Source organism: Bradyrhizobium sp. ORS 278, from assembly GCF_000026145.1.
In the GTDB taxonomy this organism is placed as follows: Bacteria; Pseudomonadota; Alphaproteobacteria; order Rhizobiales; family Xanthobacteraceae; genus Bradyrhizobium.
Window position 1 is genome coordinate 6967822 of sequence record NC_009445.1, and the last position, 16375, is coordinate 6984196.

Sequence of the window (16375 nt, forward strand, 5' to 3'; positions counted from 1 at the left end):
CACGTGATGGGAAGGCTTCAGCGTGGCGCATCCAGCGCCAGGGCCATCACCAGGAGCGTCTTGTCAAAGCCGTCATCGCCGGCCTCGCGCGGCTGCACCGCCTTGAGCAGGAAGCCGGCCTTCTGGTAGAGCCGGATCGCATTGGTGTTGCCGCGATAAACGGTGAGCTCGACGCGCGAGAAACCGGCGGCCCGCGCCGCATCCAGCGCCGCGTCCATCAGGCGCCGTCCGAGGCCCTGGTGTCGGAACTGCGGCAAAAGGCCCATGCCGAGCACCCCGACCCGGGCATCGATTGGCCCCGATTTGGGCGTCACATCGCACCAGCCGACCACCTCGCCGGCCGAAAGAGCGACAAATTGCGGATATCCTTCGTGGATGTTGTTCAGAATGAAAGCGCGCGTCGACTCCAGCGGCGGCGCCTGCACGAAGGACAAGTATCGCCGTTCGCGCGCGACGCAGTCCAGCGTGCGATGAAAGCTCTCGATGTGAGCGGCCGTAATGGGAACGATCTCAACCATGTCCGTTCGGTAATCATCCTGCCCCTCGCGCCCCGGCGTCAAAACAACTATCTTGGAATGAACGCTCCGACAACGGATTGACCCATGACAGCTCCCACCACGTCCCTGCTCGAGCGCGCCAATCTGGATCGTGATGCGGTCCGGAGTGAGGTCGCCCGCGGCCTCGCTGGCGCCGATGACGGCGAATTGTTCTTCGAATACAGCCAGACCGAGGCACTGACCTTCGACAACGGCCGGCTGAAGCAGGCGACCTATGACACCAGCCAGGGCTTTGGCCTGCGCGCGGTGAAGGACGATGCGGTCGGCTACGCCCATTCCTCTGACGTGTCGCTGCCGGCGCTGATGCGCGCAGCCGATGCCGTCAGCGCCGTGCGCGGCGGCTATTCCGGCACCTTCGCGAGCGCGCCGCCGCACACCAATGTGCGCCTCTATGCCGACGACAATCCGCTCGACGCGCCGGGCTTCGAGAGCAAGGTCAAGCTGCTCGGCGAGATCGACGCTTACCTGCGCGACAAGGACCCGCGCGTGCGCCAGGTGACGGTGAGCCTGGGTGCGACCTGGCAGGTCGTGGAAATCCTGCGCCCGGACGGCGAGAGCTATCGCGATATCCGCCCGCTGGTGCGGGTCAACGTTTCCGTGGTCGCCGGCCAGGGTGACCGCCAGGAGAGCGGCAGCAAGGGCTATGGCGGCCGCGAGGCCTATGCGCGCTTCATCGAGACCAAGGCGTGGCGCGAAGCCGCCGACGGCGCGCTGCGCGAGGCGCTGGTCAATCTCGAATCCGTCCCCGCCCCTGCCGGCGAGATGGACGTCGTGTTGGGGGCCGGCTGGCCCGGCGTGATGCTGCATGAAGCCGTCGGCCACGGCCTCGAAGGCGATTTCAACCGCAAGAAGACCTCGGCCTTCGCCGGCCTGATGGGCCAACCGGTGGCGGCCAAGGGCGTCACCGTGGTCGACGACGGCACCATGGCCTCGCGCCGCGGCTCGCTGTCGATCGACGACGAGGGCACGCCGACCAGCCGCACCGTGCTGATCGAGGATGGCATTCTGGTCGGCTACATGCAGGACCGCCAGAACGCGCGCCTGATGAACATGGCGCCGACCGGCAACGGCCGCCGCCAGGGCTATGCGCATGTGCCGATGCCGCGGATGACCAACACCTACATGCTGGCCGGCGAGCGCGATCCAGCCGAGATCATCGCCTCGGTGAAGAACGGCATCTACGCCGTGAATTTCGGCGGCGGCCAGGTCGACATCACCTCCGGCAAATACGTCTTCCAGTGCACCGAGGCCTACAAGATCGAGAATGGCAAGGTCGGCGCGCCGGTGAAGGGCGCGATGCTGATCGGCAATGGTCCGACCGACCTCAACCGCATCAGCATGATCGGCAACGATCTCGCGCTCGACACCGGCATCGGCACCTGCGGCAAGAACGGCCAGGGCGTGCCGGTCGGCGTGGGACAGCCGACGCTTCGCATGGATCGCATCACGGTAGGAGGCACGGGCCGATGAGCCTCGACAAGATGTCCACGAGCAAGGTCAGCACCAAAGCTCCGCGCAAGGAAACGACGTGGGGCGGACAGATTGCCCAGCTCGCCGCCGTCGTCGCGGTCGTCTTCCTTGCCAAGGGCGCGATCGCCGAGCCGTTCTATGTGCCCTCCGGCTCGATGGAGCCGACGCTCCTGATCGGCGATGCGCTGCTCGCCTCGAAATTCCCCTATGGCTACGGCACCTCGTCGCTGCCGATGCAGATCACGCTGCCTGAGACGGGACGGCTGTTCGGCGAAACGCCGAAGCGCGGCGACGTCGTCGTGTTCCGCTGGCCGGGCGACACCTCCCAGGCCTGGGTCAAGCGCGTCGTCGGCCTGCCGGGCGACCGCATCCAGATGCGCCAGGGCCAGCTCTACATCAACGGCCAGGCCGCGCAGCTGAAGCCGGACGGCATCGGCGACGCCGAGGACGACACCGGCCGCAACGAGCCGGCCTATCGCTATATCGAGACGCTGCCGAACGGCGTCTCGCATCTGATCTTCAAGATGCGCGACAACGGCCGGCTCGACAACACGCCCGAGGTGACGGTGCCGCCGGGCAAGCTGTTCGTGCTCGGTGATAACAGAGACAACTCCGCCGACAGCCGAGTGTCGCTGCGCGATGGCGGCGTCGGCCTGCTGCCGATCGACAATCTGGTCGGCCGCGCCGACGCCGTGGTCGGCTCCTGGGATCTCGGCTTCAAGAACCAGCCGGTCTGGGCCTGGCTGTCCGGATTCCGGCTCGATCGGTTCTTCACCGCGGTGCGCTGAGCGAGAGACGGCGTCTTCCGCAGCGTCATTGCGAGCGCGAGCGAGACAATCCAGGCTGCCGCTGCCACATCGGCCTGGATCGCTTATGCAGACAGCGCTCGCGATGACAGACGATGTGAGCGGCGGTAGATTGGCGCAGGACGACTCGCGTCAGTAGCCGTTGCCATGACCCCGGACGAGTTCATCACGGCCGCGTTGCGCAATCCGATCAACGCGGCGATCCTGCACGTGATCCGCCGGATCGACCTGCCCGATGCGTGGCTCGTCTCAGGCTGCCTCGTGCAGACGGTCTGGAACGTGCGGACCGGCCGCCCTGTCGATCACGGCATCCTCGACTACGACGTCTTCTACTCCGATCCCGATACGACGTGGGAGGCGGAGGACGCAGTGATCAAGCGCGTCGCCGCACAGCTTACGGGTGTCGACGCCAAGGTCGAAGTGCGCAACCAGGCACGCGTCCATCTCTGGTATCCGGCCAAGCACGGCCGTCCCTACCCGGCGCTGACCTGCTCCACCGACGGCATCGATCGGTTTCTCACGGCGAACACGCAGGTCGGACTACGGCTTGTCCTTGACGGATACGAGCTCTATGCGCCTAAGGGCTTGAGCGATATCGAAAAGATGATCGTGCGGCCCAACTACACGGCCAATTTCACGGCCGCAAACTACGCGGCCAAGGCGGCACGCTGGAAGGCGCTGTGGCCCGAGATCACGGTCATCGCACCTGACGAATGATCCGGCGGGGTCGCAACAGCTCTCTCCAGTCGTCATTCCGGGGCGCGCGTAGCGCGAGCCGCCCCGGAATGACAGCGAGTTTGTTGCGACTGTTGCGCCACACTCGCTAGATCGACGTTGTCAGCGTGGTGAGCCACGCCGGAGATTGCTCCACCAGCCAAGCTTCCAGCTGCTTGTCGGCCCCGCTCAGGATCGCGGCCGCCAGCCCCACAAACGCCGCGCCCATCAGCATCTTGCCGAGCTTGCCGGCCGACAGCAGCCGTGCGCGCAGGCGCATCATGGTGGTCCGAGACAACAGGCCGAGCAGAATCAGCGGCAGACCGGCACCCAGGCCGAATGCCAGCATCGTCAGCGTCACGCGAACGAGATCGCGGCCTTGCGCGGCGAGCAGCGAGGCGGCTCCCAGCGTCGGGCCGACGCAAGGCGACCAGACCGCACCGAGCAGGAGTCCGATCAAGAACTGACCGCCGGCCCCTGACGACGCGAATCCCTGGGAGTGCCTGTCGGCCCAGCGCTGCACCGGACCGCCGGCGACGGCGAACTGCGCCTGCCACGACGGCACCAGCAGGACGACACCGATCACCAGCATCAGCACCGCCGCGACGAGGCGGAAGGCGCCGGCGTCGAGACCGAGCCCATTGCCTGCGAGCGCAATGAACAGACCGAGGCCGGTGAAGGACAGCGCCAGCCCTCCCGCCAGCGCCAGCGCGCCGCGTGGATGCGCTGATGCCGCGGCACCGAGCACGATCGGCACCAGCGGCAGCACGCAGGGCGACAGGATCGAGAGCAGGCCGGCCACGAAGGCCAGCGCCAGCGCGAGCATGGTGCGCTACAGGCTCTTGTCGAGCAGCGCCGCGATCGAGGCTTCCTTGGTGTCGCCGACGGAGCGGCCGGTCTCGCTGGTCCCCTTGAACACGATCAGCGTCGACTGCATCTGCGCGCCGAAGCCTTTCACGACCGTCTTCTGGTCGTCGAAATCGACGCGGAAGATCTTCAGCTCCTTGAATTTCGGCTCGGCCGCGAGCTTGTCGATGATCGGCTTCTGCGCCTTGCAGGTCGGGCACCAGCCGGCATGGATTTCGATCAGGATCGGCTGGCCGGCGCTCTGCGCCGCCTTGAAGGCCGCGTCCGAATAGACGGTGGTCTCGACGGCGAAGGCCGTCCCGAGCCTGGCGATAGCGATCACGGCAGCCACCGCTGCGGTGGCAAACAACCTGCGCGACAACATCATGCGAAACCCCGATCTCTGCGTTGCGATGAGCGGCCGATGGCAGAGCTTTTCGGCGCCGCAACTCATTACGAACGGAGCAGATAAAACGTTACGCGCTGACGGAGAAAATTCCTGACGGCGCGGGCTCGAGGCTTCAGCGCACCACGCCGGACGTAAACCCGGCGCGGCGACGCGGCGGCTTGATCTCCTTCTTCAGGAAGCAATGCGCCTCCTTGCCGGCATAGCCGGGCCGCGCGAAGGTCCAGGCGCGGCATTTGTTGTCGCCCGTGCAGGCGGCCTTGCAGATCTCCTCGGCGTCGGCGGCCTTCTCGTCCTTCTTGTCGGGCGCCTTGGTGTCGGCGGCCTTGTCAGCGGCCTTTTCAGCAGGCTTCTCGATCTTGTCGTTGGCTTTGAGATCGGTGGTCTTAATGTCGAAGCTGCGGTAGTCGCCGCCGGGGCGATCGATCGAGGTTTCGACGGCGTCGTTGCGGATCTCGACCACGCCCGCGCCGCGCACGCCGGAGACACAGCAATTATCGGGAACCCTGGCCGGCACGCTGTTCTTGAGCCAGCACACGGCGCCGGCCTCCATCACGGTCGGATAGTTGAAGCTCCAAGCCCGGCAACGCCGGTCGTGCTCACACAGCAGCGCACAATCGGCCGGGTCGCCCGACTCGATCGGCGCGCTCATGTAGTCGCCGCCGGGGCGGTCGGAATAGGTCTGGGCCGACACGGGTGTCAGGCACAGGGCCGCGAGCAGGCCGACGCAGACGCGCAGCCGTGCCCCGATCAGGCGCTCCGCGCGCCGCCGCTGAACCATGAGACCCATTGTTAACGTTCGCGTTTTTCTGGCGTGTTCTTGGACTGTCATTTGATGGCCACGAACCTGTATGGCCGATGAACAGATCCGAAAGACTGGAACAGCCAGACAAAAGGCAACGGCCCGTGGCCGCCAAAACGGACCCAAGAAACATGACGAAACAAACTAGCCGTCAGATGCCTGGTTGAACGCGCAGCGAATCCGCCGCGGCACCCGCGGCCAATCAAGCAACGGGCGTACGTAAAGATGCTTGGCTCAATTCCAAACGGTCAGAACGCGTACTCGTCATAGGCTGGCTCGACCGAGCCGGCCCAGGCGCCATTGAACTTCTCCAGCATCTCGTCGGCGGGCGAGCGGCCGCAATCGATGATCTGGTCGAGCGGTTCGAGATAGCGGCTCTCGTCGCGGCCGAGATGATCGACGCGATTGCGGCGGCGCAGACCGTGATGCGCCAAGGTCAGGCAGTCCTTGGCGACCTCGAACACATAGCGATTGCGGATGCGCGCCTTGAAGCCGAGACGCGGGACGTCATCGCGCAGGTTCTGGCGCTCGAACGCGGTCCAGTTCTTGACCAGCTCCCAGGCGGCGTCGAGGCTGGCATCGTCATACAGCAGGCCGACCCAGAACGCCGGCAACGCCGGCAGCCGGCCCCACGGCACGCCGTCGGCGCCGCGCATTTCCAGATAACGCTTCAGCCGTACCTCCGGAAAGATCGTCGAGAGGTGATTGGCCCAGTCCGACAGGCTCGGACGCTCGCCGGGCAGGGCCGGGTTCTTGCCTTCGAAAAACGCGCGGAACGAGGTGCCCGACACGTCGATGTAGTCTTCCTCGCGCTTGACGAAGTACATCGGCACGTCGAGCGCGTAGTCGACCCAGCGCTCGAAGCCCATGCCGTCCTCGAACGCCCAGGGGATCATGCCCGAGCGCTGATTGTCGGTGTCGCGCCAGATCTCGGAGCGGAACGACAGGTAGCCGTTCGGCTTTCCTTCCGTGAACGGCGAATTGGCGAACAAGGCGGTGGCGATCGGCTGCAGCGCGACGGAGACGCGCAGCTTCTTGACCATGTCGGCTTCCGAGGAGAAGTCGAGATTGGTCTGCACCGTGCAGGTCCGGAACATCATGTCCAGGCCGTAGCTGCCGACCTTCGGCATGTAGCCGCGCATGATCTTGTAACGGCCCTTCGGCATCACCGGGATCTCCTGCCGCGTCCAGGACGGCGTCATGCCAAGTCCGAGGAAACCGATGCCGAGCGGGGTGGCGATCTCGCGCACCTGCGCCAGATGCGCCATCAACTCGCTCTGGGTCTGATGGACGGTCTCGACCGGCGCGCCGGACAGTTCGAACTGGCCGCCCGGCTCCAGCGAGATCGCGCCACCGCCGGTGACGTCATAGAGCCCGATGATGTTGCCGCGCTCCATGATCGGCTCCCAGCCGAGCAGCAGCTTCATGCCTTCCAGCAGCGCGCCGATGCCGCGGGCGCCCTCGTACGGCACCGGCCGGTGCCCGTCGAGCGTGAACGGGGTCTTCTCGTGCTCGGTGCCGATACGGAAGGCGGATGGCGGCTTCACGCCGGCCTCCAGCCACGCGACGAGCTCGTCGCGCGACTGCAGCGGGGTCATGTCGATCTGGTCACGCGCCATGGGAGTCTCGGTGGAAAGGCGCGTCGAGGGTCGCGCAGGGTGACAGGAAGGGCCGCGGACCCCTGGGGACCGCGGATGTGAATGAGATCGGATGGCTCATCGGGATGACGCGCCTTCTGCCGCGGAAAGTTGCGCGGTCTGGCCGCAGGAGCAGCCGAGCCGGTCGAGCAGCATGCAAAGCTTGGCGGCGTCGGTATCCGACAATTTCGAGCCGACGTGCTTCTCGATCGCCGCCGAATAGGCCGACCACATCCGCTTCTGCAGCTCGCGGCCAGCCTCAGTGATCTCGACGAACTGGCCGCGCTTGTCCATCTTGCATTCGCGTCTGACAACCAGACCTTCGTCGACAAGACGGTCGATCAGCCGCGAGGTCGAATATTGCGGGATCAGCATCTGCCGCTCGAGCTCGACCGGGCGCAGTTCGCCGGACGGGGCCCGCGACAGCTCCAGAAGCGCATCATACCAGGCGAGCGGGGGAAAACCGGCCTTCTTCAGCTCCTGCTCGACGCAGTCCAGCACCCGGCTCTGGACCCGCATCAGGCGGATCCAGGCGGCGGTCGCCTCGGTCGATGGTTTGCGTTTCATGGGCCGGCTCGTATCCTCTTCGTCCCCGTTCTAGCGCATTCGATGCAGCTGCATCAATCTTGACGATTCCATGCAAATGCATTTAAGGGCGCAATGCATTCAGAGCGGATGAACCGCCCGGTCGGTTCCACCCAAAACGGTCTCAAGGAGGGAATACAGGATGAAGCTTTATTATTCACCCGGCGCCTGCTCGCTGTCGCCCCATATCGCCCTGCTCGAAGCCGGCCTGCCCTATGATCTGGTCAAGGTCGATCTGCGCGCCAAGACCCTGGAAAATGGCGACGATTATCTGAAGGTCAATCCGAAGGGCCAGGTGCCGGCCCTGGGGCTGCCCAGCGGCGAAATCGTGACCGAGGGCCCGGTCATTGTCCAGATGATCGCCGACCAGGCCAAGGACAAGGGCCTGGCCCCGGCGCGCGACAGCGGCGAGCGCTACAAGCTCCTGGAGTGGCTGAACTTCATCACCTCGGAGCTGCACAAGAATTTCGGCCCGATGTTCTCGCCGGTGCTCGCCGACGACGCCAAGGCGTTCTTCAAGGACCGCGTGATGGGCAAGTTCAAATACATCGACAGCCAGCTCGCCGGCCGCGACTATCTGATGGGCAGCCATTTCACCGTCGCCGACGGCTATCTGTTCACGATCCTGACCTGGGCGGACCGGATGAAGTTCGATCTGTCAGGAATGCCCAATCTCGTCGCCTACAAGAACCGGGTCGCGGCGCGCCCGAAGGTGCAGGAAGCGCTGACGAAGGAAGGGCTGATGAAGGCGGGGTGAGTTCGCTTTTGATCGGCGATTTCTGGCACACTGCCGCAAAACCCTCAGTGTCATCCCCGCGAAAGCGGGGATCCATAACCACAGGGTGAAGTGTGTCGCGAGATGGTCATGACGTCTTTCGTGCCGCCAAACATCTGCCGCGGCGTATGGATCCCGGATCGGCGCTCGGCAACACTGACGCGTTTCCGAGCTTGTCCGGGAGGACAGCGAAGTTGAGGTGGCGCCTTACGATGTTCGATTTCGCCAGACCGTTGGGTCACGGCTGGTGTGAAAGACGGCGACCACGTAGACGGCCGCTGGGGTTCGCTGAAGATCAACAGATACGGAAAATGCCGAACCAGCGCCCGGCGCGCCTTGTGCGAGTAGGCCAGGAAACTGCTTGGGGTTTTGGCCTAGCCTTGCGACGGCAGCTCGCAGCGATTCACGAAACCGCGGAACGACCTCGGGTGCATGCGCCTCGTAGCAAGCGAAGGCGTCTTCGAGATCGCCACGCGCGGCATCCGTGAATAAAACGCGCGGCATCCACAGTCACCGCTTGTCGAGATCGGCCTCAATCTCGTCCCAGGACACGGCTCGCTGCGCATCAGCTTCGAACGTTGCCATGCGCCGGGCAAGCTCTGCCTCCTGAGCCGACGTCAGGCTCACGTCTTCGGGCGCCAAGCTGTCCCACAGCTCTCCAATCAGAGCGAGCCGCTCCTTCTTCGTCAGCTTGGCGATATCGAACGTTTCAGCCATGACCGGACTATAGCGCCAAAATCTGGAAAAAACGACTCAAGACGCTGCAACCAGGGTGACGGAAGCGAGCTCCCGGAAAGCCGGAGCGTTCCGGGAGCCCGCTAACGTGGTGAACCTAAGCCGCCGCCTTCTTCGGCGGGAAGCGGCCGTAGAAGGTTTCGCCCTTGGCGGCCATCTCTTCGAGCAGCTTCGGCGGGGCGAAGCGGGAGCCGTACTTGGCTGTGAATTTGTGGCACAGCTCGACGAAGGTCTTTGTCCCCATGAAGTCGATGTAGGACAGCGTGCCGCCGGTGAACGGGGCGAAGCCGAAGCCGAGGATCGAGCCGACATCGGCCTCGCGCACGTCGGTGATGACGTGGTCCTCGACGGTGCGCGCGGCTTCCACCGCCTGCACCACCAGGAAGCGCTGCTTCAGCTCCTCGACATCAAGCGTATCCGGATCGAGATGCTTCGGCTGCATCGCGGCCAGCTCGGGCCAGAGCCGCTTCTCGCCCTTGCCCTTCTCGGGATAATCGTAGAAACCCTTGCCGTTCTTGCGGCCGAAGCGGCCCTGCTTCTCGACCAGTTCGACCATCAGCTTCTTGTGGTCCTGGTTGATCGCGTTGGGCCCAAGGTCGTGCTCGGTCGCCTTCATGATCTTCAGGCCGAGATCGAGCGCGACCTCGTCCGACAGCGACAGCGGGCCGACCGGCATGCCGGCCATCTTGGCGGCGTTCTCGATCAGCGCCGGCGGCACGCCTTCGAGGAACATCTCGTTGCCCTCGGCGATGTAGCGCATCACGCAGCGATTGGCGAAGAAGCCGCGGGAGTCGTTGACGACGATCGGCGTCTTGCCGATGGTGCGGACATAGTCCAGCGCGGTGGCCAGCGCGACGTCGCCGGTCGCCTTGCCCATGATGATCTCGACCAGCATCATCTTCTCGACCGGCGAGAAGAAGTGGATGCCGATGAAGCGGCCCTGGTCCTTGAACTCCTCGGCCAGCGAGGTGATCGGCAGGGTCGAGGTGTTGGAGGCGAAGATCGCGCCGTCCTTCAGATGCGCTTGCGCCTTGGCGTAGGTCTCGGCCTTGACCTTTCGGTCCTCGAATACGGCCTCGATGACGAGATCGCAATCCTTCAAGGCGGCATAGTCGGCGGTCGCGGTGATGCGGCCCATGATCGCCTCGGCCTCGCCCGGCTTGGCGCGGCCCTTCTTGACCAAGCCTTCGATCACGCTCTGCGCATGCGCGCGGCCCTTGTCGGCGCTCTCCTGGTCGCGATCGATCAGCACCACTTCGAGGCCGCCACGCGCGGACACGTAGCCCACGCTGGCGCCCATGAAGCCGGCGCCGATCACGGCGATCTTCTTGATCTTGCTCGCCGGCACGTCGGCCGGACGGCGCGCGCCCTTGTTCAATTCCTGCATCGACAGGAACAGGCTGCGGATCATCGCCGCCGCTTCCTTCGAGCGCAGGATCTTGGTGAAGTAGCGCGACTCGACGCGCAGCGCGGCGTCGATCGGCAGCTGCAGGCCCTCATACACGCAGCTCATGATGGCGCGCGCGGCCGGATAGTTGTCGTAGGTCTCGCGGCGATAGATGGCGTTGCCGGCCGGGAACATCATCATGCCGTTCTTGGAGAACACCGGGCCGCCGGGCAGCTTGAAGCCCTTCTCGTCCCACGGCTGAACCGCCTTGCCGCCGCCCTTGATCCAGTCCTTGGCGGCCTTGATGAGATCCGCCGCCGGCACGATCGCGTCGACCAGCTTCAGCGCCTTGGCCTTGTCGAGCGTCAGCGCCTCACCCTTCAACAGCAGGTTCATCGCGTCCTGCGGCTGCACGATGCGCGGCACGCGCTGGGTGCCGCCCGCGCCGGGGAACAGGCCGACCTTGATCTCCGGCAGGCCGAGCCGTGTCTTCGGGTTCTCGGCCGCGACGCGGTAGTGGCACGACAGGGTGATCTCGAAGCCGCCGCCGAGCGCGAGACCGTTGATGGCGGCGACCCACGGCTTGCCCGACGTCTCCATCGCCCGGTTGATCTGCGAGAAGCGGCGGCTGGTGTCGAACAGCATCTGGTTGGCGGCTTCCTCGCCCTTACTCTTCAGCACATCCGCATAGATGCGGTTCATGCCTTCGAGCATGGACAGATCGGCGCCGGCGCAGAACGCCTCCTTGGCCGAGGTGATGACGACGCCCTTGATGGCGGCGTCGGCGGTGGTCTCCTTGACGAGCGCCTCGAGCTCGTTGGTCGAGGTCTCGTCGAGCACGTTCATCGAACGGCCCGGAATATCCCAGGTGATCAGCGCAATGCCGTCGGCATCGGTTTCGAGCTTGAAGTTCTTGTAGGCCATGGTGTGCTCCTCGGTGCCAGCAGCCTGTCGGCGCGGCGTTATCCGTAATCGTAGGGTGGGCAAAGGCGCCCTTGCGCCGTGCCCACCGACGGTATCGGTGACGAAAGACGGTGGGCACGCTTCGCTTTGCCCACCCTACGTTCCGTAGTTACGCGTCATTGCGAGGAGCGAAGCGACGAAGCAATCCAGGGCTCGGGTGGGACTCTGGATTGCTTCGCTTCGCTCGCAATGACGGCCGTCACACCCGCTCGATGATGGTCGCGGTGCCCATGCCGCCGCCGATGCACAGCGTGACGAGCGCGGTCGCCTTGCCGGTGCGCTCGAGCTCGTCGAGCACGGTGCCCAGGATCATCGCGCCGGTGGCGCCCAAGGGATGACCCAGCGCGATGGCGCCGCCATTGACGTTGATCTTGTCCTTGTCGATCTCGAACGCCTGCATGTAGCGCAGCACGACCGAAGCAAAGGCCTCGTTGAGCTCGAACAGATCGATGTCCGACTTCGTCATGCCGGAGCGCGCGAACAGCTTCTCGGTGACGTCGACCGGGCCGGTCAGCATCATCGCCGGCTCCGAGCCGATATTGGCGAAGGCGCGGATCTTGGCCCGCGGCTTCATGCCGTGCTTCTCGCCGGCCTCCTTGCTGCCGAGCAGCACGGCGCCGGCGCCGTCGACGATGCCCGAGGAGTTGCCGGCGTGATGCACGTAGTTGACGCGCTCGAGCTCCGGATGCGACTGGATCGCCACCGCGTCGAAGCCGCCCATCTGCGCCATCGCCGCGAACGACGGCTGCAGCTGTGCCAGCGACTGCATCGTAGTGGACGGGCGCATGTGCTCGTCCTTGGCGAGGATGGTCAGGCCGTTGACGTCCTTGACCGGCACCACCGACTTGTTGAAGCGGCCCTCTTCCCAGGACTTGGCGGCGCGCTGCTGGCTCTGCACCGCATAGGCGTCGACGTCGTCGCGCGAGAAGCCGTATTTTGTGGCGATCAGGTCGGCCGAGATGCCTTGCGGCATGAAATAGGACGGCACCGCCATCGACGGATCCATCGGCCAGGCGCCACCGGAGGCGCCGATGCCGACGCGGCTCATCGATTCCGCGCCGCCGCCGATGACGAGCTCGTGCTGGCCGCTCATGATCTGCGCGGCGGCGAAGTTCACGGCATCGAGGCCGGAGGCGCAGAAGCGGCTGATCTGCACGCCCGGGACGGCCTCGCCGAGGCCGGCGTTGAGCGCGGCGAAGCGCGCGATGTCCGAGCCGGCTTCGCCGACGGGATCGACGACGCCGAGCACGACGTCATCGACGGCGTCCTCGGGGATGTTGTTGCGGTCCTTGAGCGCCTTGAGCGGCACGGTGGCGAGCGCGAGCGCGGTCACCTCGTGCAGGGATCCGTCGGCTTTGCCGCGGCCGCGGGGAGTCCGTACGTGGTCGTAGATAAAGGCCTCAGGCATCACGCCCTCCTCATCTGGTCTGATTTCGTTAATTACGTGAGCGACAAAGCCGGCGCGCATCGCGCACCGGCTCATCGTCTGATCCTCAAAAGGCTTCCGCCGGCAGCTCCATGACGGTCGCACAGCCGGCCTGCAGGCGGGCGAGATGCGCCGCCGTCTCGGGCAGCACGCGCTCCATGAAGAAGCGGCCCGTCACCAGCTTGGTGGTCAGATAGGTCGAGCTGTCGCCGGCCGCGATCTTGTCCTGCGCCACCTTGGCCATTTTCGCCCACATGTAGCCGAAGGTGACCAGCGCAAAGAGATGCATGTAGTCGGTCGCCGCCGCACCGGCATTGTCCGGCTTGGTCATCGCGTTCTGCATCAGCCAGGTCGTAGCCTGCTGCAGATGGCCGAGCGCCATCGACAGCGGCGTGATGAACGGCTTCATCGCGTCACTGCCGCCGTGCTCCTTGGCGAACGAGCCGACCTCGCCGAAGAACGCCATGACGGCGCGGCCGCCGTCGCGCGGCAGCTTGCGGCCGACGAGGTCCAGCGCCTGGATGCCGTTGGCGCCCTCGTAGATCATCGCGATGCGCGCATCGCGCACGAACTGCTCCATGCCCCACTCGGCGATGTAGCCGTGGCCGCCATACATCTGCTGCGCCTGGACGGCATTGGCGAAGCCCATGTCGGTCATGTAGCCCTTCATGACCGGGGTCATCAGGCCCATGTGGTCGTCGGCGGCCTGGCGGTCCTTCGGATCCTGCGAGCGGTGCGCGACGTCGCTCTTCAGCGAGGTCCACACCACCATCGCGCGCGCCGCCTCGTTGAAGGCGCGGATCGACAGCAGGGTGCGGCGCACGTCGGGATGCACGATGATCGGATCGGCCGGCTTGTCGGTCGCCTTCGCACCCGTCAGCGAACGGCCCTGGATGCGCTCGCGCGCATAGGCGGCCGCGTTCTGGTAGGCGACCTCGGACTGCGCGAGCCCCTGCACGGCGACGCCGAGCCGGGCCTCGTTCATCATCACGAACATGCCCTGCATGCCCTTGTTCTCTTCGCCGATCAGCCAACCCGTGGCGTTGTCGTAGTTCATCACACAGGTCGAGTTGCCGTGGATGCCCATCTTGTGCTCGATCGAGCCGCACATCACGCCGTTGCGGGCGCCGAGCGTGCCGTCGGCATTGACCATGAACTTCGGCACGACGAACAGCGAGATGCCCTTGATGCCGGCCGGCGCGCCCTCGATGCGGGCGAGCACCAGATGGATGATGTTGTCGGCGAGATCGTGCTCGCCGGCGGAGATGAAGATCTTGGTGCCTGAGATCTTGAAGCTGCCGTCGGCCTGGCGCACCGCCTTGGTGCGCAGCAGGCCGAGATCGGTGCCGCAATGCGGCTCGGTCAGGTTCATGGTGCCGGTCCATTCGCCGGCCACCATCTTCGGCACGTAGGTCTTCTTCTGCTCCTCGCTGCCATGCACGATGAGCGCGGCGGTGGCGCCCATGGTGAGGCCGCCATACATCGAGAACGCCATGTTGGCGGAGCACTGGAATTCGTTGACGGTCTGGCTCAGCGTCACCGGCAGGCCCTGCCCGCCATATTCGGTCGGCGCCGACAGGCCGAGCCAGCCGCCCTCCTTGATCTGCTTGTAGGCTTCCTTGAAGCCCTTCGGCGTGGTCACGCTGCCGTCGTCGTGGCGTTTGCAGCCTTCGAGATCGCCCACGCGGTTCAGCGGGTGCAGCACCTCTTCGGCGAGCTTGGCAGCTTCGCCCAGGATCGCCTCGCGGACATCGGCCGAGGCATCCGAGAAGCCCGGCAGATTGTCGTAGCGATCGATCTGGAACACGTCGTTGAGCAGGAAGGTCACATCTTCCACGGGGGCTTTGTAAATCGGCATCGGCGTCTCCGGCAGGAAAGCTGAAGGTTCAGACTGAGGTTGCGGACGCGGCGGGCAATGCAGGCCGCGGACTGTAGCGATTTCGAGGGACTTGCGGCAGCCGTTGATTTGCGGCTGTCGGTCGCGTCACGAGGGCTTGCTCATGATGGCTTGCTCATCGCGGCCAGCTGCTCGCCCATGAGGCGGTGCAGCAGATTGATCGCCTTGAGCGGGCGCACCATCACCTTGAAGTGAGTGATCAGGCCGGAATCATCGAAGGTAATGATGTCGACGCCGTTGAGCTTGATGCCGTCGATCTCGTTCTCGAATTCGAGCACGGCGCCCGTGGCGTTACGCCACTCCCCGACATACTTGAATCCGGGACCGCCTAAGACTTTCTCAGCACTCGCGAGATATTTGAAGGTGATGTCGCGGCCGCGCTGCGGCGTATGCACGACGGGACTTTCGAACACGGCGTCGGGATGCAGCAGCTCCCGCAAAGCGCCGAGATCGTGAGACTTCATGTAGCCGTACCATGCATCGAGGCCGGTCATTGTCATTGGGCGTCTCCTCGGGGCGGAACAGGCCAGCACCACAACCACCCCATATGCACATTGACGCATATGCGCCAATGTGCATAATGTCAAGCGTGGAGCGGGGCAGACCAAGATCAGAAAAACGGGAGCAGTTTCCGGCCATGGCCCTCGGCGACGCCATCCTCGCTTGTCTCACCGAACATCCGATGACGGGCTACGAGCTCGCCAAGACCTTCGACTCCTCGATCGGCTTCTTCTGGAAGACGGACCACCAGCAGATCTACCGCGAGCTCTCCCGTCTGCGTGACCGCGGCTACATCCAGGGCCGCGAGGTGGTGCAGACCGGCAAGCCGAACAAGCTCGTCTACACGCTCACGCCGGAGGGCCGCGCCGCCTTCCGCAGTTGGGCCGCGCGCCCCAGCACGCCGGCCTCGACCAAGGACGATCTTCTCGTCCGGCTCTATGCGCTGGGGGCAGCCGACATCGCGCCGATCCGGGCCGACCTGATGGCGCGGATGGAGCATCACCGCGACCGCGCCGAGCGCTACGACCGCATCCTCAAGAAGCATTACGCGGACGGCAGCGTCGCGCCGGCCGATATGGGCAAGCTGCTCAATCTGCGCCTCGGCTTGCGCCATGAGCGCATGGTCGCCGAATGGTGCGAGGAGGCGATCACCGCTCTGTCGGCTCTCTCCGGCACCGGCAGCGTGCGGCCGCTGGATGCGTCCTCCCGTGAAAGCGCAGGCTGATCCGCGCGATGCGAAAGCAGTCGCAAAACTTCTGACCGCGCCGGCGGTAAACTTAACCCGTTATTTACCGTAAAAGTCAAAAGTCGGGACCTGGAGCAGACGATCTGCGCGGTTCCGTTCATCTTCAAGTCCGGGACGCGTGGG

The 16375-nt window shown here is 65.1% G+C and carries 17 protein-coding genes; 5 read left to right on the forward strand and 12 right to left on the reverse strand.

The window, feature by feature from the left end; genetic code table 11:
• Nucleotides 1–17: 17 nt before the first annotated feature.
• Entirely contained in the window at nt 18–518 is a 501-nt protein-coding gene (locus tag BRADO_RS31165) for a GNAT family N-acetyltransferase (RefSeq protein ID WP_012030179.1), read from the reverse strand.
• An 84-nt stretch (nt 519–602) separates the two neighbouring features.
• On the opposite strand from BRADO_RS31165, the gene tldD reads away from it, so the two are divergent.
• The 3 genes from tldD (at nt 603) to BRADO_RS31180 (ending at nt 3550) form a co-directional block, all read left to right on the forward strand.
• Complete coding sequence (gene tldD / locus BRADO_RS31170; RefSeq protein WP_012030180.1) at nt 603–2027, forward strand: metalloprotease TldD; 1425 nt, start codon at nt 603–605, stop codon at nt 2025–2027.
• Complete coding sequence (gene lepB, locus BRADO_RS31175; RefSeq protein WP_012030181.1) at nt 2024–2815, forward strand: signal peptidase I; 792 nt, start codon at nt 2024–2026, stop codon at nt 2813–2815. Before tldD ends, lepB begins: the two co-directional genes overlap by 4 nt.
• Nucleotides 2816–2980: 165 nt before the next feature.
• Nucleotides 2981–3550, forward strand: a complete 570-nt coding sequence (locus BRADO_RS31180) for a nucleotidyltransferase family protein (protein WP_012030182.1) — start codon at nt 2981–2983, stop codon at nt 3548–3550.
• Between the two features lie 106 nt (nt 3551–3656).
• On the opposite strand, the gene BRADO_RS31185 is transcribed toward BRADO_RS31180, so the two are convergent.
• The 5 genes from BRADO_RS31185 to BRADO_RS31205 form a co-directional block, all read right to left on the reverse strand.
• Nucleotides 3657–4373, reverse strand: a complete 717-nt coding sequence (locus BRADO_RS31185; protein WP_012030183.1) for a cytochrome c biogenesis CcdA family protein — start codon at nt 4371–4373, stop codon at nt 3657–3659.
• A 6-nt stretch (nt 4374–4379) separates the two neighbouring features.
• Nucleotides 4380–4781, reverse strand: coding sequence for a thioredoxin family protein (locus tag BRADO_RS31190; protein ID WP_041757184.1), 402 nt, complete (start codon nt 4779–4781; stop codon nt 4380–4382).
• Nucleotides 4782–4914: 133 nt separating this feature from the next.
• Nucleotides 4915–5580 (reverse strand): PAN domain-containing protein, encoded by a 666-nt coding sequence (locus BRADO_RS31195; RefSeq protein WP_157872694.1) that lies wholly within the window; start codon nt 5578–5580, stop codon nt 4915–4917.
• Nucleotides 5581–5849: 269 nt separating this feature from the next.
• Complete coding sequence (locus tag BRADO_RS31200) at nt 5850–7220, reverse strand: glutamate--cysteine ligase (protein ID WP_012030186.1); 1371 nt, start codon at nt 7218–7220, stop codon at nt 5850–5852.
• A gap of 96 nt (nt 7221–7316) precedes the next feature.
• Nucleotides 7317–7805 (reverse strand): MarR family winged helix-turn-helix transcriptional regulator, encoded by a 489-nt coding sequence (locus BRADO_RS31205; protein ID WP_012030187.1) that lies wholly within the window; start codon nt 7803–7805, stop codon nt 7317–7319.
• Between the two features lie 160 nt (nt 7806–7965).
• Between BRADO_RS31205 and gstA the strand changes: the two genes are divergently transcribed.
• A complete protein-coding gene (gstA, locus tag BRADO_RS31210; RefSeq protein WP_012030188.1) occupies nt 7966–8580 on the forward strand; it encodes a glutathione transferase GstA in 615 nt (204 codons plus the stop codon).
• 225 nt (nt 8581–8805) lie between these two features.
• On the opposite strand, the gene BRADO_RS36050 is transcribed toward gstA, so the two are convergent.
• The 6 genes from BRADO_RS36050 to BRADO_RS31235 all read right to left on the reverse strand — a co-directional run bounded on the left by BRADO_RS36050 (nt 8806) and on the right by BRADO_RS31235 (nt 15506).
• Nucleotides 8806–9102 carry a type II toxin-antitoxin system RelE/ParE family toxin gene (locus BRADO_RS36050; RefSeq protein ID WP_012030189.1) on the reverse strand — a complete coding sequence of 99 codons (297 nt, stop codon included), beginning with the start codon at nt 9100–9102 and terminating at the stop codon, nt 8806–8808.
• 6 nt (nt 9103–9108) lie between these two features.
• Nucleotides 9109–9315, reverse strand: coding sequence for an addiction module protein (locus BRADO_RS31215; protein ID WP_012030190.1), 207 nt, complete (start codon nt 9313–9315; stop codon nt 9109–9111).
• A 115-nt stretch (nt 9316–9430) separates the two neighbouring features.
• Nucleotides 9431–11644 carry a 3-hydroxyacyl-CoA dehydrogenase NAD-binding domain-containing protein gene (locus tag BRADO_RS31220; RefSeq protein WP_012030191.1) on the reverse strand — a complete coding sequence of 738 codons (2214 nt, stop codon included), beginning with the start codon at nt 11642–11644 and terminating at the stop codon, nt 9431–9433.
• Nucleotides 11645–11882: 238 nt separating this feature from the next.
• Nucleotides 11883–13091: an acetyl-CoA C-acetyltransferase gene (locus BRADO_RS31225; RefSeq protein WP_012030192.1), complete on the reverse strand. Its 1209-nt coding sequence runs from the start codon at nt 13089–13091 to the stop codon at nt 11883–11885.
• A gap of 85 nt (nt 13092–13176) precedes the next feature.
• The gene (locus tag BRADO_RS31230) at nt 13177–14967 is read right to left on the reverse strand and encodes an acyl-CoA dehydrogenase C-terminal domain-containing protein (protein WP_012030193.1); all 1791 of its coding nucleotides are present in this window, start codon (nt 14965–14967) and stop codon (nt 13177–13179) included.
• A 140-nt stretch (nt 14968–15107) separates the two neighbouring features.
• The gene (locus tag BRADO_RS31235; RefSeq protein WP_012030194.1) at nt 15108–15506 is read right to left on the reverse strand and encodes a nuclear transport factor 2 family protein; all 399 of its coding nucleotides are present in this window, start codon (nt 15504–15506) and stop codon (nt 15108–15110) included.
• 137 nt (nt 15507–15643) lie between these two features.
• Between BRADO_RS31235 and BRADO_RS31240 the strand changes: the two genes are divergently transcribed.
• Nucleotides 15644–16231, forward strand: coding sequence for a PadR family transcriptional regulator (locus BRADO_RS31240; RefSeq protein WP_012030195.1), 588 nt, complete (start codon nt 15644–15646; stop codon nt 16229–16231).
• The last annotated feature ends 144 nt before the right edge of the window (nt 16232–16375 follow it).